General features: G+C 51.1%; 17 protein-coding genes and 1 pseudogene. 7 read left to right on the top strand and 11 right to left on the bottom strand.

Annotated elements, in window-relative coordinates; translation table 11 throughout:
- Positions 1-47 precede the first annotated feature (47 nt).
- Positions 48-1394, bottom strand: a complete 1347-nt coding sequence (locus ACPV3A_RS18925) for a DEAD/DEAH box helicase (RefSeq protein ID WP_220683922.1) — start codon at positions 1392-1394, stop codon at positions 48-50.
- Between the two features lie 254 nt (positions 1395-1648).
- Complete coding sequence (locus tag ACPV3A_RS18930; protein ID WP_194544519.1) at positions 1649-2533, bottom strand: LysR family transcriptional regulator; 885 nt, start codon at positions 2531-2533, stop codon at positions 1649-1651.
- Between the two features lie 209 nt (positions 2534-2742).
- Between ACPV3A_RS18930 and ACPV3A_RS18935 the strand changes: the two genes are divergently transcribed.
- Entirely contained in the window at positions 2743-4023 is a 1281-nt protein-coding gene (locus tag ACPV3A_RS18935; protein WP_071222426.1) for an adenylosuccinate synthase, read from the top strand.
- Here the strand turns inward: ACPV3A_RS18935 and ACPV3A_RS18940 are convergent.
- Positions 4010-4762 carry an alpha/beta fold hydrolase gene (locus tag ACPV3A_RS18940; protein WP_194544521.1) on the bottom strand — a complete coding sequence of 251 codons (753 nt, stop codon included), beginning with the start codon at positions 4760-4762 and terminating at the stop codon, positions 4010-4012. The genes ACPV3A_RS18935 and ACPV3A_RS18940 overlap by 14 nt on opposite strands.
- Before the next feature lie 147 nt (positions 4763-4909).
- Here ACPV3A_RS18940 and ACPV3A_RS18945 point away from each other — a divergent pair, with 147 nt between their 5' ends.
- On the top strand, positions 4910-5641 hold the full coding sequence (locus tag ACPV3A_RS18945) for a helix-turn-helix transcriptional regulator (protein WP_426200589.1): 732 nt from the start codon (positions 4910-4912) through the stop codon (positions 5639-5641).
- A gap of 254 nt (positions 5642-5895) precedes the next feature.
- A pseudogene (locus ACPV3A_RS18950) lies at positions 5896-6728 on the top strand (nucleotidyltransferase domain-containing protein).
- An 11-nt stretch (positions 6729-6739) separates the two neighbouring features.
- Here ACPV3A_RS18950 and ACPV3A_RS18955 read toward each other — a convergent pair.
- On the bottom strand, positions 6740-7513 hold the full coding sequence (locus ACPV3A_RS18955; protein ID WP_426200590.1) for an SDR family NAD(P)-dependent oxidoreductase: 774 nt from the start codon (positions 7511-7513) through the stop codon (positions 6740-6742).
- A gap of 94 nt (positions 7514-7607) precedes the next feature.
- Positions 7608-8066 (bottom strand): chemotaxis protein CheX, encoded by a 459-nt coding sequence (locus ACPV3A_RS18960; RefSeq protein WP_071222422.1) that lies wholly within the window; start codon positions 8064-8066, stop codon positions 7608-7610.
- A gap of 418 nt (positions 8067-8484) precedes the next feature.
- On the opposite strand from ACPV3A_RS18960, the gene ACPV3A_RS18965 reads away from it, so the two are divergent.
- Together ACPV3A_RS18965 and ACPV3A_RS18970 are read left to right on the top strand one after the other, a co-directional pair.
- Positions 8485-9387, top strand: coding sequence for a LysR family transcriptional regulator (locus ACPV3A_RS18965; protein WP_194544524.1), 903 nt, complete (start codon positions 8485-8487; stop codon positions 9385-9387).
- Between the two features lie 53 nt (positions 9388-9440).
- Positions 9441-10250: a histidinol-phosphatase gene (locus tag ACPV3A_RS18970; protein WP_426200591.1), complete on the top strand. Its 810-nt coding sequence runs from the start codon at positions 9441-9443 to the stop codon at positions 10248-10250.
- A 233-nt stretch (positions 10251-10483) separates the two neighbouring features.
- Here the strand turns inward: ACPV3A_RS18970 and ACPV3A_RS18975 are convergent, their stop codons facing one another.
- Positions 10484-11392, bottom strand: a complete 909-nt coding sequence (locus ACPV3A_RS18975; RefSeq protein ID WP_220683918.1) for a metallophosphoesterase — start codon at positions 11390-11392, stop codon at positions 10484-10486.
- 96 nt (positions 11393-11488) lie between these two features.
- On the opposite strand from ACPV3A_RS18975, the gene ACPV3A_RS18980 reads away from it, so the two are divergent.
- Entirely contained in the window at positions 11489-12868 is a 1380-nt protein-coding gene (locus ACPV3A_RS18980) for an aldehyde dehydrogenase (RefSeq protein WP_426200592.1), read from the top strand.
- Positions 12869-12938: 70 nt separating this feature from the next.
- Here the strand turns inward: ACPV3A_RS18980 and ACPV3A_RS18985 are convergent, their stop codons facing one another.
- The 5 genes from ACPV3A_RS18985 to ACPV3A_RS19005 all read right to left on the bottom strand — a co-directional run bounded on the left by ACPV3A_RS18985 (position 12939) and on the right by ACPV3A_RS19005 (position 17971).
- Positions 12939-13625: a potassium channel family protein gene (locus ACPV3A_RS18985; protein ID WP_194544528.1), complete on the bottom strand. Its 687-nt coding sequence runs from the start codon at positions 13623-13625 to the stop codon at positions 12939-12941.
- Between the two features lie 217 nt (positions 13626-13842).
- A complete protein-coding gene (locus ACPV3A_RS18990; protein ID WP_426200593.1) occupies positions 13843-14643 on the bottom strand; it encodes an aminoglycoside N(3)-acetyltransferase in 801 nt (266 codons plus the stop codon).
- Positions 14644-14759: 116 nt separating this feature from the next.
- Positions 14760-15524 carry a succinate dehydrogenase iron-sulfur subunit gene (sdhB, locus tag ACPV3A_RS18995; RefSeq protein WP_071222415.1) on the bottom strand — a complete coding sequence of 255 codons (765 nt, stop codon included), beginning with the start codon at positions 15522-15524 and terminating at the stop codon, positions 14760-14762.
- A gap of 19 nt (positions 15525-15543) precedes the next feature.
- Positions 15544-17286 carry a succinate dehydrogenase flavoprotein subunit gene (sdhA, locus tag ACPV3A_RS19000; RefSeq protein ID WP_071222414.1) on the bottom strand — a complete coding sequence of 581 codons (1743 nt, stop codon included), beginning with the start codon at positions 17284-17286 and terminating at the stop codon, positions 15544-15546.
- A 16-nt stretch (positions 17287-17302) separates the two neighbouring features.
- Positions 17303-17971 (bottom strand): succinate dehydrogenase cytochrome b558 subunit, encoded by a 669-nt coding sequence (locus ACPV3A_RS19005; RefSeq protein ID WP_071222413.1) that lies wholly within the window; start codon positions 17969-17971, stop codon positions 17303-17305.
- A gap of 353 nt (positions 17972-18324) precedes the next feature.
- On the opposite strand from ACPV3A_RS19005, the gene ACPV3A_RS19010 reads away from it, so the two are divergent.
- Positions 18325-19242: a LysR family transcriptional regulator gene (locus ACPV3A_RS19010; RefSeq protein WP_216530807.1), complete on the top strand. Its 918-nt coding sequence runs from the start codon at positions 18325-18327 to the stop codon at positions 19240-19242.
- Positions 19243-19256 lie beyond the last annotated feature (14 nt).

The raw sequence follows: 19256 nt of genomic DNA on the forward strand, positions 1-19256 counted from the left end.
AAACAACATACCGATTGCAAGCTCCGCATGGATGGAGCCTGCAGCCATTAGCTCCGTGGAGGCTTATTCTTCAGCCATTTCGGAGCGCCCTTGTTCTTGCGGTCCCGCTCCCTTTCACTCTGACGCTCACCCGAAGCCTTACCGCTTCCCGCCTTACCATTGGCGCTAGTGGAAGCAGGCTTTCGAGCTGGTTTCTCTTTTCGGGCAGGACCTCCGGCTGACCCACGCGGACCATGTCCTCGATCGGCCGGTGTAGCACGAGGAGATCTAACCTTCCCGCCATACAGAGCGCGTTCTTCAATCGATATGCCCAGCTCGCGATTGAACTTGCGCATGATGAACGTCTGACGGTCCGTTACGAGCGTGATCGCCATGCCGCTCCGACCCATGCGTCCAGTACGTCCTGCGCGATGTGTATAATGCTCGGCGTCAATAGGCGGATCGTAATTGATGACCATGCCGAGTCCTTCGATATCAAGTCCGCGGGCAGCGACATCGCTAGCCACCAAGAGCTTGGTACGCCCTTCTCTAAACGCATTCAAAACCCGGCTTCTAGTCATCTTGTCGGCATCACCATAGATGGCAGCCGCATTTAAGCCGAGGTAGTTCAGCTTCGCTTCAACCTCTGCCAAATCCTCGGTGGCATTGACGAAGACAATCGCACGGTCGGGATTGTAATGCCGGACTACGCGGCGCAGCATGTCCAACTTGTCACGCTCTTCGGTCACAAAATAATAATGCTCCAACGCGGACGGTGTCCGCTGCTCAGGATCAATCCCGATTTCGACCGGCTGATCCATCTCCTTCTTGACGAGCTCTGCCGTCTCCGGACTCACCGTGGCGGATAAGAATACCAATTGACGATCGCGTAATGCACTGCGCAGAATGCGATCCACATCCCCGGCGCCGCCCAGATTAAATACCTGATCCACCTCGTCCACTACGATCGTGCTTACTTGGTGCATCTTCAATTTCCGGATTTCGATCAGCTCCCGCACGCGTCCCGGCGTTCCTACGATCAGCTGCGGATGCAGCTTCAGCTTCTCAATCTGACGCTTGGCCGCGGCGCCCCCGATGAGACCGAGCACACCGATTCCGCGGGCTTCCCCGTAACGCTCGCTCTCTCTCACAATCTGTACGGCTAGCTCTTGTGTCGGAGCAAGAATCAATTTCTGTGTTCCCTTGATCTCCGGATCGATGCCCTGAAGCACAGGCAGCAAATAAGCCAGCGTCTTGCCTGTACCTGTCTGGGAAGTCGCAAGCACGTCCTTGCCTTCGAGTATGGGCGGTATAGCCTCAGCCTGAACGGGAGAAGGCGTGACAATGCCAAACTCCGTTAATCTGGAGGACAAATCCTCGGCTATTCCTAATGTATGAAATGTAGTTGCAGTCATATGTTAGTCCATCCTTTTTTTAGATATCAGAAGTCTATAATTCCAAAGCGCGTCTGCCTGATATCGCTAGAAAAAACCTTCCGATACATGTGGTTTGTTTACTTCATACGGTGGTAGCAGGCGTGTTTCCTACCAAGTTTTGATCACTCTTTTTCATTATATGCCAAAACAGGAGTCCTCACCAAATCAAACATCCTAAACGGCAGTGAACAGCACTTCGAATATGGCATTCGAATAGCTCGTCACCGACCTGTCTAAGGCAAAAGAGAAAGAAATGACTTGGCGGCAGCAGATAGCGGTATACCTTGAAGCGTTGCAATTCCTATGCTGCGCTCGGGAATCGGCGGATGGAGCGGCACCTCGATCAGCTGTCCTCCCTGCAATTCCTCGTTAGCATAGTCGCGAATGACAAAAGCCAGTCCAAAGCCGCTCCGGGCAAACTGTACCAGCAGCTCAATGCTGCCAAGCTCGAACTCGGGTTTCAGCGTCACTCCCTGCCTCTTTGCATATTGATCGACATAGTTTCTTGTGCTCCCGCCCCTCTCCAGCATAAGCAGCGGGTAGTTCCCGATATCGCGAAGGGACAAGGGGTGCTGTAACTGTGCCCGCTCCACAAATGATTTCCCGGCAACTAAACAATCATGGATCGGCGAACTGGCACGAAAATCGATTTGTTTATCGGAGGCCGGTAAATGAACGATGCCAAAATCAATCTTCCCTTCCTTGAGAAGGGACAGCGTTTCCGGGGTTGTGCGGTTGGAGATGCGGATGCGTATATCCGGATAGGTGGCGTGGAAATACTCCAAATGCGGCAGCAAATAATATTTGCACAACGTATCGCTTGCTCCAATATTAATTTCGCCGCTATGCAAGTTATGCATGTCCGCAATCGCCTTTTCGCCGATCTCGATAAAGCTGAAGGCCTGCTCGATATAGCGAAACAGCACATCACCCTCCGACGTGAGTTTAACCCCCTTGGTTGTCCGAAAGAACAGCGGTCCTCCGATCGTTCCCTCCAAATGCTTAATGGTATGGCTGACGGCCGGCTGGGTGATATGCAGATGCTCCGCTGCCCGCGATAAACTACCAAGCCGGGCGGTCCAATAAAAGACACGATACCACTCCATATTGATTTCCATTATGATTACCTCGATTTTATCCTATGATAACGGGAACCCTTATCGAAAGATCAGCTTAGAATTCACCCGTTATCCGTATTCTTCTCTACAGAATCGTATAACATAAATGAAACTAATGTCTACTATTACTAATATCAATTTTATTTATGATGATGCAACTCATATAATGAGCCCTGTAAAAGAAAAAGACCGTAGGAGGCGAACATGCTTTGACAGTTACAGCCATAGTAGGAGCCAATTGGGGAGATGAAGGCAAAGGAAAAATGACGGATGTTCTTGCGGCGCAATCGTCGTATGTCGTCCGATTTCAGGGAGGGAGCAATGCAGGACATACCATTATTAACGATTATGGGAAGTTTTCGCTGCATATGCTGCCGTCAGGTGTATTCTATCCAAACGTAACGAATATCATCGGTCCGGGAACCGCTTTGGATATGGAGGTATTGATCAAGGAGCTGCAGGAGCTGGAAGCAAGGAACGTCCCCGCCCCCAAACTGTTTATATCGGAGCGCGCACAAGTCGTGCTTCCTATTCATCGGTTGCTGGATGAACTGGAAGAAGAACGGCTCGGTGCCCGGGGATTCGGTTCTACGAAACGCGGGATCGCGCCATTTTATGCTGATAAATATGCAAAGCTGGGCATTCAGGTAGCTGATCTGTTCCATCCCCAGCGACTTCGTGAACGGCTCGAGCAGATGCTTGCCATCAAGAACGTGCAGCTGCAGCATCTGTATGGGAGAGAGCCGCTAAACGTTGATGAGATGACCAAGCAACTGCTGGAGTCCTTCCGGCTCCTGTCTCCATATATCGAGGATACCACCACGATGCTGCAGCAAGCTTATATGAAAGGCGACCCTATTCTCGTGGAGGGCCAATTAGGGGCACTGCGGGACCCGGATCACGGGATTTACCCGTTCTCCACCTCCTCCTCCACGCTGGCAGGCTATGCACCGGTCGGAGCTGGTCTGCCGCCGTACGCCATCAGCCAAGTCATTGCTGTAGTTAAGGCTTATTCAAGCTGTGTCGGCGCCGGCCCGTTCGTGACCGAACTGCATGGGGATGAAGCGGATGAGCTCCGCCGCCGTGGCGGCGATGCAGGCGAATACGGCGCAACGACCGGCCGGCCAAGACGAATGGGATGGTTTGATACGGTGGCCACCCGTTACGGCTGCATGGTGCAGGGAGCTACCGAAGCCGTTCTCACCAACCTTGACGTCCTGGGGTACCTGGATGACATCCCCGTATGCGTTGGCTACGAATTAGAGGACGGAAGCATCATTGACCATTTTCCGGTAACGGCCGATCTCCAGTCTGCAAAGCCTGTTCTGAGAACACTGAAGGGCTGGAAATGCGACCTGTCGCATATCCGATCCTTTGACGAGCTCCCGGAAGCCGCGCAGCAATATGTGCAGTTCATTGAATCGTCCATTGGCGTTCCTATCAAGACGATATCCGTCGGCCCGAGACGGGATCAGATTATGATGAGATAACCGGGTGACGGCCTTCGTTCACTTGATTTGCGAAGCCATCCAGTATCCGCTGGACTCCACGTGGATCGCTCAGCATTGGCAAATGGCCGGTGCTGAGACTTTCCACCCCATCTGCAGACAGATTGGCTATCATGCTATCCTGTGTGGATAATCCGAACTCTTTGTCTTGGGTGAGCTTCACATAAAGCTTTGGCACATCGGGAATAGACGCTTGAACGCGATCCGTATAGACTCTGCGGGATTCAGGAACAAACTCCGCTGCGATTCGGGAAGCCTGCTCCTCCGGCAGATCACTGCACAGACCATGACGGATTGCGGATTCAGGCGGCTTCGTGCCAGCCGTTTTCAGGATGATCGGCATGATGGCCCTCAGAGGAAACGGAAGCACCGAAACAAATGAACCTCCGCGCTTAGGAATAGCCGCACCGATGGCTACAAAACCGGCAACACGGCCTGTGAACCTGGAGGCCAGCTCCATAGCCAATACCCCGCCCAGGGAATGAGCCACAATGACAAACTTGTTCGTCCCCCACGTTCTCACCTGCTCCGCCATATGGTTTACGTAATCCTCCAGCCCCAAATGATGTCCGGAAATCACATTCCGATCCCGCAAGGGGTATTCCACTTTCAAATACGGATGACCCAGCCCTTCCACAACGTAATCCCATACTCCTCCGTTCAATCCTGCTCCGTGTATAAAAACAAATCCCAGCTCTTCTTTAGTCATGTCTTGTTTCATTCTATATTCTCCTCCCTTAATGGACCCTGCTCCAAGGATTCAGCGTGAACCCTTGCTTCTTGAGAACATCATATCTTTTAAATAAGACAAATATTGTCTTATTTAAAGAATAAGATAAAATAAATGATATGAGACGGAGGTACTCCTATGCAGAAATCCCAGCGCCTGATTCAATTAATGATGATGATCAATGCAAAAAAATCGTTTACGGTAAAAGAGCTGGCCGATGAATTCGGGCTCTCCGTCAGGACCCTTTCAAGAGATTTGGATGAGCTGAGCGGGCTCGGTGTTCCCATCTACTCTGTGCAAGGCCGAGGGGGCGGATACAGATTGCTGCAGGAGCGGATGCTGCCGCCGATCAGTTTCACGGAAAGCGAGGCGACCGCCATCTTTTTTGCGTGCCAATCCTTAAGCTATTTCAGCACGCTGCCGTTCGGTGACGGAGCCGCCACGGCCCTCCACAAGTTCTATCATTATTTGCCGGCAGATACCAAGGAGCAGATCGACCGTCTTAAGGATCGCGTTATGATCCACAGTCCATTCCGTGCGATGTCCAGCGAGATTTTACAAACGCTAATGGAAGCCATCATGGTTCGGCAAGTGGTCACTATCTTCTATCGTTCATCCACAGGAAGCAGTCAGCGGCATATTCAGCCTATCGGCTTGTATGCAAGCTCGGGCTACTGGTATTGTCCGGCCTACTGTTTTACTCAAGAGGATATCAGACAGTTCAGAGTCGACCGGATCATTGCTGCCAGCCTCAATGAGTCCATAACGATCCGTGAAGATATCGCCAGCCAAACGCTGCGTGACATACCGGAAACCGGGGATGGGGAAATGAAGCCATTTGAGGTACAATTAACTTCCAAAGGGGTTTGACTGCTTGAAACGGATACTCGCCTCGGCCCCCATATCCATAAGAACAAGGATGGCAGCGGAATTATTCAACTTGAAATACCAGCGGCCGACATCTTCTTCTATTCGGACTATGTGTGGCGTCTCGGAGAGGATGCTACCATCATCTCCCCAGCTGAAGCCGTCCAATGGACCCGCGACAAAATTGAATCCATGAGGCTAAGGTATACATAAGGGTAGATCAATTCCGTATAAAACATTTAAGGAGGGGAACATGCATGAGTGCAGAAGTTGATTCTTTGATCCAGCGGATAACGGAAGAACTTCGGGAGGTGCCCGGCGTTACAGGGATCGTACTCGGGGGGTCCAGAGCCAAAGGAACCGCCAAACCGGATTCCGATATCGATATCGGCATTTATTACGATGAATCACAAGGATTCAAGGTAGAGAACATCGCTAAGGTGGCGAAGAAATTAGATGACGAGCATCGGGAGGGGATTATCACTTCATTGGGTGAATGGGGCGCCTGGGTTAACGGGGGCGGATGGTTAATGATCGAGGGCTATCATGTGGATTTCTTATTCCGTGATGTACGCCGCGTGTCCGGCATCATCGACGACTGTTCCGCAGGCACGGTATCCGCGCATTACCAAACCGGACATCCGCATGCTTATCTCAATGTGATGTATATGGGGGAAATCGCGATTTGCCGCATACTGTGGGATTCGGATAACCGAATACAGACGCTGAAAGCCAAAACGGTTCCTTATCCAAAAGCATTAAAGGATGAATCGTTGGCTTCTTTACCTTCGAAGCATCCTTCTCCTTGATGTTTGCGGATAAAACAGCTGCCAGCGATGATATCAGCTATGTAACCGGCCACTGCTTCCGCTGCATTTCGAGCTTGAATCAAGTGCTGTTTGCCAAAAACGAGTCGTACTGCATCAATGAGAAGCGTGCGGTGGCCATGATCGAAACCTTTCCCATCAAGCCAACCAATTACAAGCAGCGCGTGGACCAAGTAATCACACTGCTCTCATCAGATGCAGAAAAAACAAAACAAGCCACTGCGCTGCTTCAGGAGCTTGTTGCCGAAACGGAAGCGTTGTAGCGCCGCAGCCGTTATTTCTTATTCATCCATTTGTAAGACACGCGATCTGCAAACCTCGGAAACAGCTGATACAGCCTTATGCCCAGTGAGGCCAGCCTCGGAAGATTGAGTTCTTCCTTGCGCTTTCTCACCAGCTTCACGACCTGATCCGCAACATATTCGGCCTTCATCATAAACCAGCCCACATTTTGGACATAACCGCCTGTCGGATCGGCCAAGGAAAAAAACGGGGTATCGATGGGGCCGGGGTTTACAGTAGACACGGTTATGCCTGTGTTCCTCAGCTCCTGCCGGAGTGAATTGCTGAACCCAAGCACGGCATGCTTCGTGGCCGAATAGGCGGTGGATTTGGCCGTTCCGATTTTTCCGGCCATGGATGCAATGTTTACGATATGGCCGTCACCCCGCTCCAGCATCCCCGGCAGCACGGCTTGCGTACAGCGCACGATGCCCATATAATTGACGTCCATCATGTCCTGAAACTCTTCTTGGCGCATGTCCATAACGGCTTCGAACTTGCCATAGCCGGCATTGTTTATCAGCACGTCGATTCTGCCATGGCGAAGAAGAAGACCCTCCATGACAGATTGCACCTGCTCTGGGCTTTGAACATCCATGGCTGCAAGCTCATGGGGGCCCGGCATTCGCGCACCCACCTCCTGCAGACGTTCTACCGAACGGGCGCACAGCACCACATATGCTCCTTCTGCAGAAAGCTTCTCCGCGATCAAAGCGCCGATTCCGCTGGATGCTCCCGTTACGACGACAACTTTATTTTTTAACATGATTTCATTATCCCTTTCTTCGCCGGCACAGCTCATGATTCCTCCTTATTTACAGAGACTTGCATGCACGGCTATTGGGTTCATTACTCCTATTTTATGAAATCATGACTTGAATATCCAGCTCCCCGATTCCTTCCATTCTCAGCGGAATACAAAGGGCTTTCTTCTGAATAAGACTTGACGTGCTATCCGATTTCATTACCTTGGGAGGCGTAATATCCACGCTGACGCCCTGGTTCGATAAAATGGTGCTGGCATTGCCGCTTATCATGTTTCCGAGCTCTGAAATCGCGCTTTGCCCCATCTCATCCATCTCGGTAATGACATAGCCGCCCATCATCACCGATACCATCTGCAGAGCTACCTGCTCCTGAATTCCAAATACAATGTCACCGTTCATTTGGCCTGTCATGCCAATTTGGATCCAGATATGATTCTCCAAATATCCGATCTCTTTGACCCCAAGATTCCCCGTGGAAGGTGAAACCTGTATGACTTGTTCGATCACGTGTCGTGCGGACTCTAAAAAAGGATTGATGACTTCCGCTTTCATTCCTCATTACGCCCCTTTCACTGGGTTGTTGGTCAGGGTCCCAAAGTCCCACCTATATATTTAAACATTATAATGGATACCTTGTAATAAATCATCACAAAATAGCGACAGCTCTCATTCCAACAACTGTATTACCATGTCAGCTATCGCTTGAAACGCTTTAGTACGAAGATATTCCTTTCGCTTAAACGGGCCTTTGGTCTCACCTTTTTTCTATGTCTACTTTACTATTATCGGAAGGTTTCCCCATCTTTTAATAATAATTAAATGGAAATTAAAATGTTTTTCATTTTTTCGGCCGAAAACAATCAGGTTTGCTCCCTTCGTTGCTCCACCGGGAAGAATAACCTATAATTTAAATAATACAGATTGCACGCGATAGATGAGCGGAAGAATATATCAAGTAAGGAGGAAGGCTATGAACATCAGCCAATTGGAAACGCTTATTACCATCTCCAAAACGATGAGCTTTCGCAAAGCGGGAGAGCTTCTTAATCTGACACAACCGGCGGTATCCGCCCAGATCAAGAGCCTGGAAGAAGAATTTAAAACGGTGCTGGTGGACCGGAGCCAGCCCGTAACGTTAACCGACCGGGGACAGGTCTTCGTGGACCATGCCGAACAAATCCTCGGGATCGTCGATGAGCTGAAGCAGCGGCTATCCGACCTTGATCAAACTCCCCAGGGTCATATTCAGCTGGGTACAACCACTTCCATAGCGATTCAGATCCTGCCACGGGTACTTTCCTACTTTCAGGATCAATTCCCTCATATTAAAACAACCATTCAATCCATGGCCTCTTCGCAAATCTACCACAGCGTGGAGAACGGGCTCATCGACATCGGGATCGGTTATCTGATCGAGCGCAATCCCAACTTAAGCACATCCATTCTGTACTACGATACCTTTGAGCTTGTCGTATCCCCTCAGCATCCGCTAGCCAAACTCTCCACGGCAAGCATGGATGTGCTCGGCGGAATCCCCCTTATTCTGCTAACGCGCGATACCGTTGGCCGCCGCTTCGCAGACGACGTAATGAAGAAGCACGGCATTGAGCCGCAGGTTGTCATGGAACTGTCAAGCAGCGAAGAAATTAAACGGATGGTCGAGATCAATTTGGGCGCAGCGATTATATCGAAGCAGTCCGTCGCGACGGAGCTGCGCAACGGCACCCTGCAGATTGTTCCCCTGAGCGAGCTTGAAGTCAGCCACCCTGTCGGCGTAATCTATAAGAGCGGACGATACGTCAGCTCCGCTATGCGTCAATTCCTCAGTGACCTGAAAGGCATGCCCGAAACACAGTTCATCAGCAGCGAATAACGCCGCATCAAACCTAGAATAATAAGAAATCAAGCGTTATAAAGGAGGTCAATATGAAATTTGATCTGCACACCCACCATTTCCGCTGCGGTCACGCAGACGGCAACATTCAAGATTATATCGAGGCCGCGATTGCGGCAGATTTACAGGTGATTGGAATCTCGGATCACACACCATACTTCGGAAGTCCGGAGGAACACCCCTTCCCGACCACCACCATGGCAAAAGCCGACTTTGCCGGGTACGTACAAGAAGTTTTGGACTTAAAGCGGGAATATGAAGGTAAAATCAAGGTCTTGCTGGGCATTGAATCCGATTATTTTCCGAGCCACGCCCAGGTTTATCAGCAGGAGTTAGCGGCCTACCCTTTTGACTACATCATCGGCTCCATCCATCACGTCAGGGATATTAGCATCTTCAATAAAAACCGCTGGAAGAAACTTACGCCGGAGCAGCAGGTTGCCGATAAAGAGGAATATTTCAATCTGATCCGGCAATCCGCACGAAGCGGCATGTTCCAGATCATCGCCCATATGGACGCCATGAAAGGCTATTATCCGCTGTTCTCCGAAATCAAGGCCGATGAAGCAATTGAGGAAACGTTGAAAGTCATCGCGGAATCGGGCCTTGCCATCGAGATCAACACGTCCGGCAAAACCAAGCTGTGCGGCGGCTGGTATCCATCGAACGCCATCTTGGAGGTCGCGCACCATCACGGTGTTGACGTCACCTTCGGCTCCGACGCTCACAAGCCGTCAAGGGTTGGAGATGAATTTGACGAAGTCGCCAAAGTGCTCAAAGAAATCGGATACACGGAATGGGTATATTTCGAACAAAAGCAGAAGGTGACCGTACCTCTTTAATGGGGTACACCTCCTTCTGTTTTTTTGTATTTATATAGAAAGCACAACAAAATAGGCAAAAAAAAGTGGACCCGTTACCGGGTCCAAAACATAATATATATTCTCAAAAGGGGGTCATGTGATAAGTTTAACCCGCGGCTGTTAGAGTTTGATAACAGGTATATTTCATTTGTGTAACAAATTCCAAGTGATCCTTTCATCTTGAAATGTTCAGATCACATAGTTCAGTCCCATTATGTCATGGAGCGCAAGGTAAGCACCGTAAGCTCAGGTTTGCATAAGAAGCGAAAAGGAAGCTGCGTCGTGCCGATTCCCCTGTTTACATAGAGCAGCATTCCTTGCGAACCGGTGGTATATAGTCCTTGCACATAGCGCTTTGCCCCGGGCGGCGTGATCACCTCGCCAATCCAGGGCAAGCGGATCTGGCCCCCATGGCTGTGGCCCGACAGCTGGAGATGGAATGAATAGGCCGCAGTCGTATCTGCATAATCCGGCTCGTGCATTAAGAGCAGCTTGAACATCCCGTCGGGTAAATCTTGAATGGCCGCAGCCGGATCCGGCTGCCCCCAGAATACGTCGTCCAAACCTGCCACGGCGATGACGGCACCCTCCCGCCTCAGCTTCACGGCCGTGTTCCGCAGCACGTGAAATCCGGCCTCTTCCTCCAAAGAGATCAGAGTCTCCACGTCTTCGTAATCATGGTTACCCAATATGGAAAAAAGGCCGAGAGGAGCTTTCAGCTCGGTGAACGGTTGAATGGCAGCCCTCATATCCTCTGTATTTCCGTCCACCATATCCCCCGTGAAACAGATCATGTCCGGTTTCTCTTGTTGAATGGCTTGTACCAAGCGTGCCACATCTTTTGCCCCGGTGTGAAAGCCCAGATGCAAATCGCTAAACTGAACGACCTTCATCCCGTCAAAAGGCTTGGGCAGTGAAGGAAGCGCCAAAGTCAGTCTTGTAATGTCCAATTGATGAGGCTCCCATAACGATGCGTAAGCCCCGCCTGCAGCGCCAACGCCGACCACGGCGGAAACACCCATCTTCAGAAATTGGCGGCGCGACATCTTCGTCTGCATGACTTCTCGCTTTCCCCCTTCATGGGCTGTGCCATGGGAGGCTGCCGAGGATGGATTTCTCATAGATGGACATCCTCCTATATAATAATAAAGAGTACAGGTTTTATCGTCCTTATGGTTATTCATATACATAGAATAACAACAGAGAGGGGTTTACATATGATTGTTAACGATTCGATCGCAGCATTAGTTTCAGCTCAGCGGCGTTTTTTTCATAAAGACATCACCAAGGAAGTGGATTTCCGTCTGCAGCAGCTGACCAAGCTGCGCCAGGTTCTGATTGCCAGGGAAAACGATATTATGGAGGCCCTTCGCAAAGACTTGAACAAAAGTGAACAGGAGGCCTTCACGACGGAGATCGGCATTGTGTATAAGGAGCTTTCCTTTATCCTAAAGAATCTGAAGCGCTGGGCCAAGCCGCAGCGAGTCAAAACCGCATTGACGCATGTAGGCAGCAAGGGAATGGTCTACCCTGAGCCCTACGGTACGGTACTGATTATTGCTCCCTGGAATTATCCTTGGCAACTGGCCATCTCTCCGCTGATCGGAGCTTTGGCCGCCGGGAACACCGCGATTGTAAAGCCCTCCGAGCTGACGCCTAACGTATCCGGACTCATTACGTCCATCATCACGGAGACGTTTGACCCGCAATACGTGGCTTCAGTGGAGGGAGGACCCGAGGTAAGCACAAGCTTGTTGGAGCAGCCAATGGATTATATCTTTTTTACCGGCAGTACCCATGTCGGCAAAATCGTCATGCAAGCCGCCGCCAAGCAGTTGATCCCGGTGACGCTGGAGCTTGGAGGCAAAAGCCCCTGTATCGTCCACGAGGATGCCCCTCTGGCCCTGGCGGCAGCACGTATCGCTTTTGGCAAATATACCAATGCCGGCCAAACCTGCGTCGCGCCGGATTATGTGCTCGTACACAGCAAGGTCAAGGAGAAGTTCATCGCGCACCTGAAAGACGCCATCACTTCGTTTTACGGCGAGAACCCTCTAACTAATCCCGACTATGGGCGCATTGTATCGGAGAAGCATTTTGAGCGGCTGTCCGGCTTTCTGAACAATGGAACCCTTCGCCATGGCGGGAACCGCTCTAAGGAGAACTTGCGCATCGAGCCCACCGTGCTGGACGATATCACTTGGGATATGCCGGTTATGGAAGAAGAGATTTTCGGCCCCCTGTGTCCGATCCTGACATATGAAGATGTACACGAAGCTGTCCAGGCGATTCATCACCGTCCCAAGCCGCTCGCCCTTTACTTGTTCACGGAGAATGAAGACGTTCAGGATTACGTGCTCTCCTCGGTTTCTTTTGGCGGGGGATGTGTCAACGATACGCTGATGCATCTGGCCACTCCCTTCCTTCCATTCGGGGGTGTCGGCGAGAGCGGGATGGGCGCCTACCACGGGGAACACAGCTTCCATACCTTCTCCCATAAGAAAAGCGTGCTCAAGCAGACCAACCGGTTCGATTTCAAATTCCGCTATCCTTCCAAGAACGGGCTCGACATTCTGAAAAAGCTGATGAAGCCGTAGCTTTAACTAAGACCTTGCTCAATTGCCACTAGCACAAATAAAAAAGGCGCATCGTCAAAGATGCGCTTTTTTACATGGATGAATGCTTTCTTCGATGCGGCTTATTGGCCTTCGCCTTCTCTTCACTGCCAGCCACATCCAAGCCGTCATCGCCCGGTGTGAAAATCCGGCGCAGCGTTCCCAGCATGGACAGCGCATACGCAACGGTAATGAAACTGAAGGCAATCTCCAGCACCACGACAAGCCGGGACGTATTATCGATTGGGGCTACATCGCCATACCCGACCGTGACAAACGTCGCCATGCTGAAATACAGGAAGGTAATGAACTGGCTCAGCAAATCCTGGCCAAGGTTCTCGCCTTCGAAGGAAGTGCCTCCGAACAGCTTATAGATCGACATATACACCATCGTGAAAAACAAAATGCACATCCCCGCCGCCATGCTGATTCGAACCAAGGTTGTTTTCATATCAACATGCTGATGGACGGAGTCTGCAATCTTGTCGAATATGTACAGCACATAGAAAATAACGGAACATAATGAAAACAACAGGATTAGAGCGCGCATGCCACCATCTCCGGGCACCACGTTCATCAGATCGATCCACCCAAGCAAATCTTCAACCGATACCAGGACATAAATGAGCAGTGGGGCAAGCAGCAAAGGCCTGCTGGACCACTTCTTGTCCATACTGTAGAACAAATAAATCAACAGCAGGAAGCCCGTCAAATTGAGCAGCCACATCCACCATGACATTTTCAAGTCCCTCCTTTGGCTTGAGGTCTGAAGCTGCAGACCGTACCATTACACCTTTATTACCCTTGTAACGGTATTTATGCACCTGGAGGTCGCTGGTAGTTTCGCCCCTGCTCACTTTATACAACGTTCATGTCCGGCCGAGCCCGTATTAAAAAATAGCACCAAAACACGATTGCGAGACGAACGGAAGCCGTCCAACTGCTTGCTTTAACATCTAACGGTTCTTCTCCAACCACTGTGCGGCATGATCCACCATGGCCCGCTGTTCGGCCAATACGCAGTCTGCCTTTCCTACACGGCCGTGCTTATATGCACCGGTGCATTCCGCTTCAAACGAGGCTCCAATCGCTTCAAAATCGTCGGAGTGATAATTGATATCCTGGAATGCCTCCCACTCTGTTATTCCCTGTACCCTGCGTACTGGCGCGTGGGCGGTAACGGCCTTCTTGCCTGCCCAATCCGCACGATATTCGCTTAAGTGGAAGGAAGTATTATTGCCATAGCCGCTACCGAGCATAAGCACATAGGCCCCAGCTTCATATAAACGCGCCAGCGGAGAGGCTTCTCCCAAGCCGTAATCCAGCGAATGGGGTTGCATAAGCGCCTTCGTATCCCTGCCGCGTGCAGCAAACGAAACATGCGGGTGTAGGCTTCGGATGACCCCTTCTTGCTTGCGGAACACTTCCGGTATGATCCCCATCCCTGATGTGACGGTCAGAGCCGGGTCATAGGGAGGCATGCCTTCGCGGATCAGATCCCACCATTTCGGGTCGGCCGGAGGATTCCCCCATGTCTTCGGATCGGTTAAGTTCGCAGACTGCGTCGGCATCACCAGTGTCCCTTCATCGCCCAGAATATCCTCCAGGGCCAGTATAACCGCCTCCGGACCGCCGACGATCCATCCGCCCAGGCTCTTGAGCGAGGAATGAACCAGCAGGGTCATTCCCTTCCTTACGCCCAGAGCAACAAGGTCATCGCTTATATCCTTTATCGTAATCGGTCTTTCAATGATCAAGTGACTCACCTCTATCTCAATATCCTAAAAAAACACATAAATGATAGCACACAACAAAAAAGCGCCTGTACCGAAGCGATGCCCCGGTCAGACGCCCTGGTGTTGAACTTAACCGATTAAACGCTAAGCCAGCGCTTAAACAGGTGTTTGGTTGTATCCTTGTTCATTTCCGCAATCGACGTGGTCAGCGGAATGCCCTTCGGACAAGAACGCACGCAGTTCTGCGAGTTACCGCAGCCCTCGATGCCTCCGTCCTGCATCAGCGCTTCCAGACGCTCTTCCTTGTTCATCTCGCCTGTCGGGTGAGCATTGAACAAGCGAACTTGCGAAATGGCGGCAGGTCCGATAAAGTCCGTTTTTTCGTTGACGTTCGGGCAAGCCTCGAGACATACACCGCATGTCATGCATTTGGACAGCTCGTAAGCCCACTGGCGCTTCTTCTCCGCCATTTTAGGTCCAGGGCCAAGGTCGTAGGTGCCATCGATCGGAATCCACGCCTTCACGCGCTTAAGCGCCGTGAACATGCGACTGCGGTCGATTACCAAGTCTCTCACAACCGGGAAAGTCTTCATCGGCTGAATTCGGATCGGCTGTTCCAGCTTATCGATCAGAGCCGCACACGCTTGGCGCGGCTTGCCGTTAATTACCATGGAGCAAGCTCCACACACTTCTTCAAGGCAGTTGGAGTCCCAGCATACAGGTGCGGTCGTTTGGCCCTGCGCATTTTTGGGATTGCGCTGAATTTCCATCAGCGCACTTATAACGTTCATGCCGGGACGGTACGGAATTTCGAATTCCTCAGTATAGGATTTCGTCTCCGGATTGTCCTGACGTGTAATGATAAACTTAACGCTCTTTGAGGCGGCTGTCGTTTGAGACATCGTAAATCCCCCTTCCTTCTTACTTGTCTTTCGAATAGTCGCGAATACGCGGCGGGATTAAGGAAACATCCACTTCTTCGTATGAAATCTGCGGTCCATCCGGCGTCCAGGTCGCTTTGGTTGTCTTGAGGAATTCTTCATCGTTACGATCAGGGAATTCCGGCTTATAGTGAGCCCCACGGCTTTCGTTCCGGAGAAGCGCACCCAGCGTCATGGCCTCGGACAGCTCCAGCATGTTCCACAGCTGGCGCGTGAACGCTACGCCCTGGTTGTTCCAGCGGGAGGTATCCGTCATATTGATATTGCGGTAACGCTGCTTCAATTCCTTGATTTTGCCGATGGTAGCTTCAAGCTTGTCATTGTAGCGAACCACCGTCATGTTGTTGGTCATCCATTCGCCGAGCTCTTTATGGATTACATAAGCATTCTCGGTTCCTTCCATTTTGAGCAGGCCTTCGTATTTGGTCGTTTGCTCTTTCGCAGCGCGATCAAATACTGTGGAGGAAACATCCTCAGCGGACTTCTTCAGGCCTTTGACATATTCAATCGCCTTCGGTCCGGCCACCATACCGCCGTAAATGGCGGAAACCAGGGAGTTCGCTCCCAGACGGTTCGCACCGTGGTATTGATACTCGCATTCTCCGGCTGCGAACAGCCCCGGAATGTTCGTCATTTGGTTGTAATCGACCCACATGCCGCCCATGGAATAATGGACTGCCGGGAAGATCTTCATCGGGATTTTACGCGGATCGTCGCCCATGAATTTCTCATAGATTTCAATGATGCCGCCAAGCTTAACGTCCAGCTCTTTCGGATCTTTATGGGAGAGGTCAAGGTAGACCATGTTCTCGCCATTGATGCCAAGTCCCATATCGACGCAGACGGAGAAGATTTCACGCGTAGCGATGTCGCGCGGCACCAAGTTTCCGTAAGCTGGGTATTTCTCTTCGAGGAAGTACCATGGCTTGCCGTCTTTATAGGTCCAGATCCGTCCGCCTTCACCGCGTGCCGATTCCGACATCAAGCGGAGCTTGTCATCGCCTGGAATGGCTGTCGGGTGAATCTGGATGAACTCGCCGTTGGCATAATGAACGCCTTGCTGATAAACGGCACTGGCCGCTGTTCCCGTGTTGATCACCGAGTTGGTCGTTTTTCCGAAAATAATACCAGGACCACCGCTTGCGAGAATGACAGCTTCAGCTTTGAACGACTTGATCTCCATCGAGCGCAGATCCTGAGCAGCGATACCGCGGCACACGCCTTCGTCGTCGATGATCGCATTCAGGAACTCCCAGTTCTCATACTTGGTCACAAGACCCGCGGTTTCCCAGCGGCGAACCTGCTCATCAAGCGCATAGAGCAGCTGTTGTCCGGTCGTTGCGCCGGCAAACGCAGTCCGGTGACGCTTCGTTCCGCCAAAACGGCGGAAATCGAGCAGTCCTTCCGGCGTACGGTTAAACATAACGCCCATGCGGTCCATCAAGTGAATAATGCCCGGAGCCGCTTCGCACATCGCTTTGACCGGAGGCTGATTCGCAAGGAAGTCGCCGCCGTACACCGTATCGTCAAAATGCTCCCAAGGAGAGTCACCCTCACCTTTCGTATTCACGGCTCCATTGATGCCGCCTTGCGCACACACGGAGTGAGAGCGTTTAACAGGTACAAGTGAGAATAGATGAACGTGAGCTCCTGCTTCTGCCGCTTTGATGGTTGCCATCAGCCCGGCGAGGCCGCCGCCCACTACAATAATATTAGATGCCATTTTTCGTTCACTCCCCTTAACTTAAGACTGTCTTAACTACATCGATCGCTGCCGTCGCCGCCTGGAATTCGGAGCCGCGGAATGCTGTCATAGCAAGAACAAACAGCACGCTCATCAATACGAACAAGCCCATGCAGATGTAAGTGGATACCTTCTGCGCGCGCGGACCGACGGTAATGCCCCAGCTGACGAGGAACGCCCACAGGCCGTTAGCGAAGTGGAAGGTTGCGGAAACAACGCCGATGACGTACAGAGCAAACAGAACCGGATTGTTCATGATGCCGTGCATCGTGGCGCCCAAATCGTCATGCGTGATTTTGCCGATCATGATTTGGAAACGCGTATCGTACATATGCCAGATAACAAAAACGAACGTAATAACGCCGGTGATCCGTTGGATGGTAAAGCGGATGTTCCGTTCATAATTGTAATTGCCCACGTTGTTATTCGCCTGGTAAGCAATGTATAACCCGTAGACGCCGTGATATAGCAGTGGCAGCCAGATCAGGAACAGCTCGAGGAAAAATACCAGCGGCATGCTGTTCAAAAAATGGACCGCGCTTGCGAAGCCTTCCTTTCCACCCTCGAAAGCCTTAAAGTTGGAAATCATATGGCTGAGCAAAAATGCTCCAAGCGGTATGACACCGAGTAAAGAATGCAGCTTTCTGGAATAATACCCTTTCATCAGTTGACGTTCCCCTTTCCAATGTGCAGCGTTTTCATTTTCAATCTTTCCTATTTTCAGAACAATTACACTTACCCTGTCCGTCCTAAAGGAGGTTGTTCAAAAAGCCCGCTTTTGATCACGAAGTGAATCAGGAAGCCACTCGGCATCTAAACCGACCTTTATGAACTAGCATTAAACCGTTGCAACGACAAAAAGCTGCCGATTTCGGCAATCGTGTGAACAACTTGTGTCATGTTTCATGTTACTCCTTTTTTTCTTATAATGGAATTGCAATATAATTATTAATCGTTATAATCTATACGCATAAGCAATGTTTTGCACGCATGTCTATTTTATATAGGAGGAATTCCATGTTCGAAGAACTGGACATGTTCGCCGTCGTTGTAGAGCAATCCAGCATAAACCAGGCCTCCAAGCTGCTTAACTTGTCCCAGCCAGCCCTGTCCCGGAAAATAGCCAAGCTGGAGGACCAGCTCGGGCTGCAGCTGTTCAACCGCCGGGGCAAACGGCTGGAGCTTACCTCCATCGGACAGATTGTGTACACCTTTGCCCTGGAGCAGCGTCAGCAGCAGATCAAATTCATGCAGACGTTGGCCCATTACCGGGAGGGGGATCAGATCTCGATCAACCTGGGGGCCAGCCTGACCACCCTTCAGACCACCTTGCCCCCGCTCGTTAACGCATTCATGGAGCGACATCCCGCGGCCGAAATCAAGCTGATTACCGGCAAGACCCATGAAATCGTTTCTTATGTAAGAGATAAACGCGTCGATGTCGGCATTGTCGCCTCCTCCATCAACCAGCCCGGATTAAACTGCATCCCGTTGTTTGATGACCACCTGGAGCTTGTCATCCCATCTTCACACCCGCTGGCGGAGCTCGAGGATGTTGGAATCGAGCAGCTTCAAGGCTTGCCGATGATCATTTTCTCGACTGGAACCTGGTACCGCAAGCTGACGGATGACCTGTTCCACCGCTGGGGCATAATGCCGGATATCCGGATGGAGATCGACTCCTTCGAAGCGATCGTCAGGCTCATCCCGACCTGCAAGGCGGCCGCGCTTCTGCCCAAATCCTATCTCAGGCCGCAGCTGTTATCCGATAACGGGCTTGTCGACATTCATATTCCGGCACTCATTGAAACCCGGCGAACGACTTCGCTGATCTACGGCCAAGCCTCGGATTTAAGCAAGGCGGCCAGCCGCTGGATTGACGAAACGGAAATTCTGTTCCGTAAGCTGGAGGAGGATAATATGAAGAAAACCTGACGATATGGATGACC

It is taken from the genome of Paenibacillus sp. Dod16 (assembly GCF_049893405.1).
Lineage (GTDB): Bacteria > Bacillota > Bacilli > Paenibacillales > Paenibacillaceae > Paenibacillus_AQ.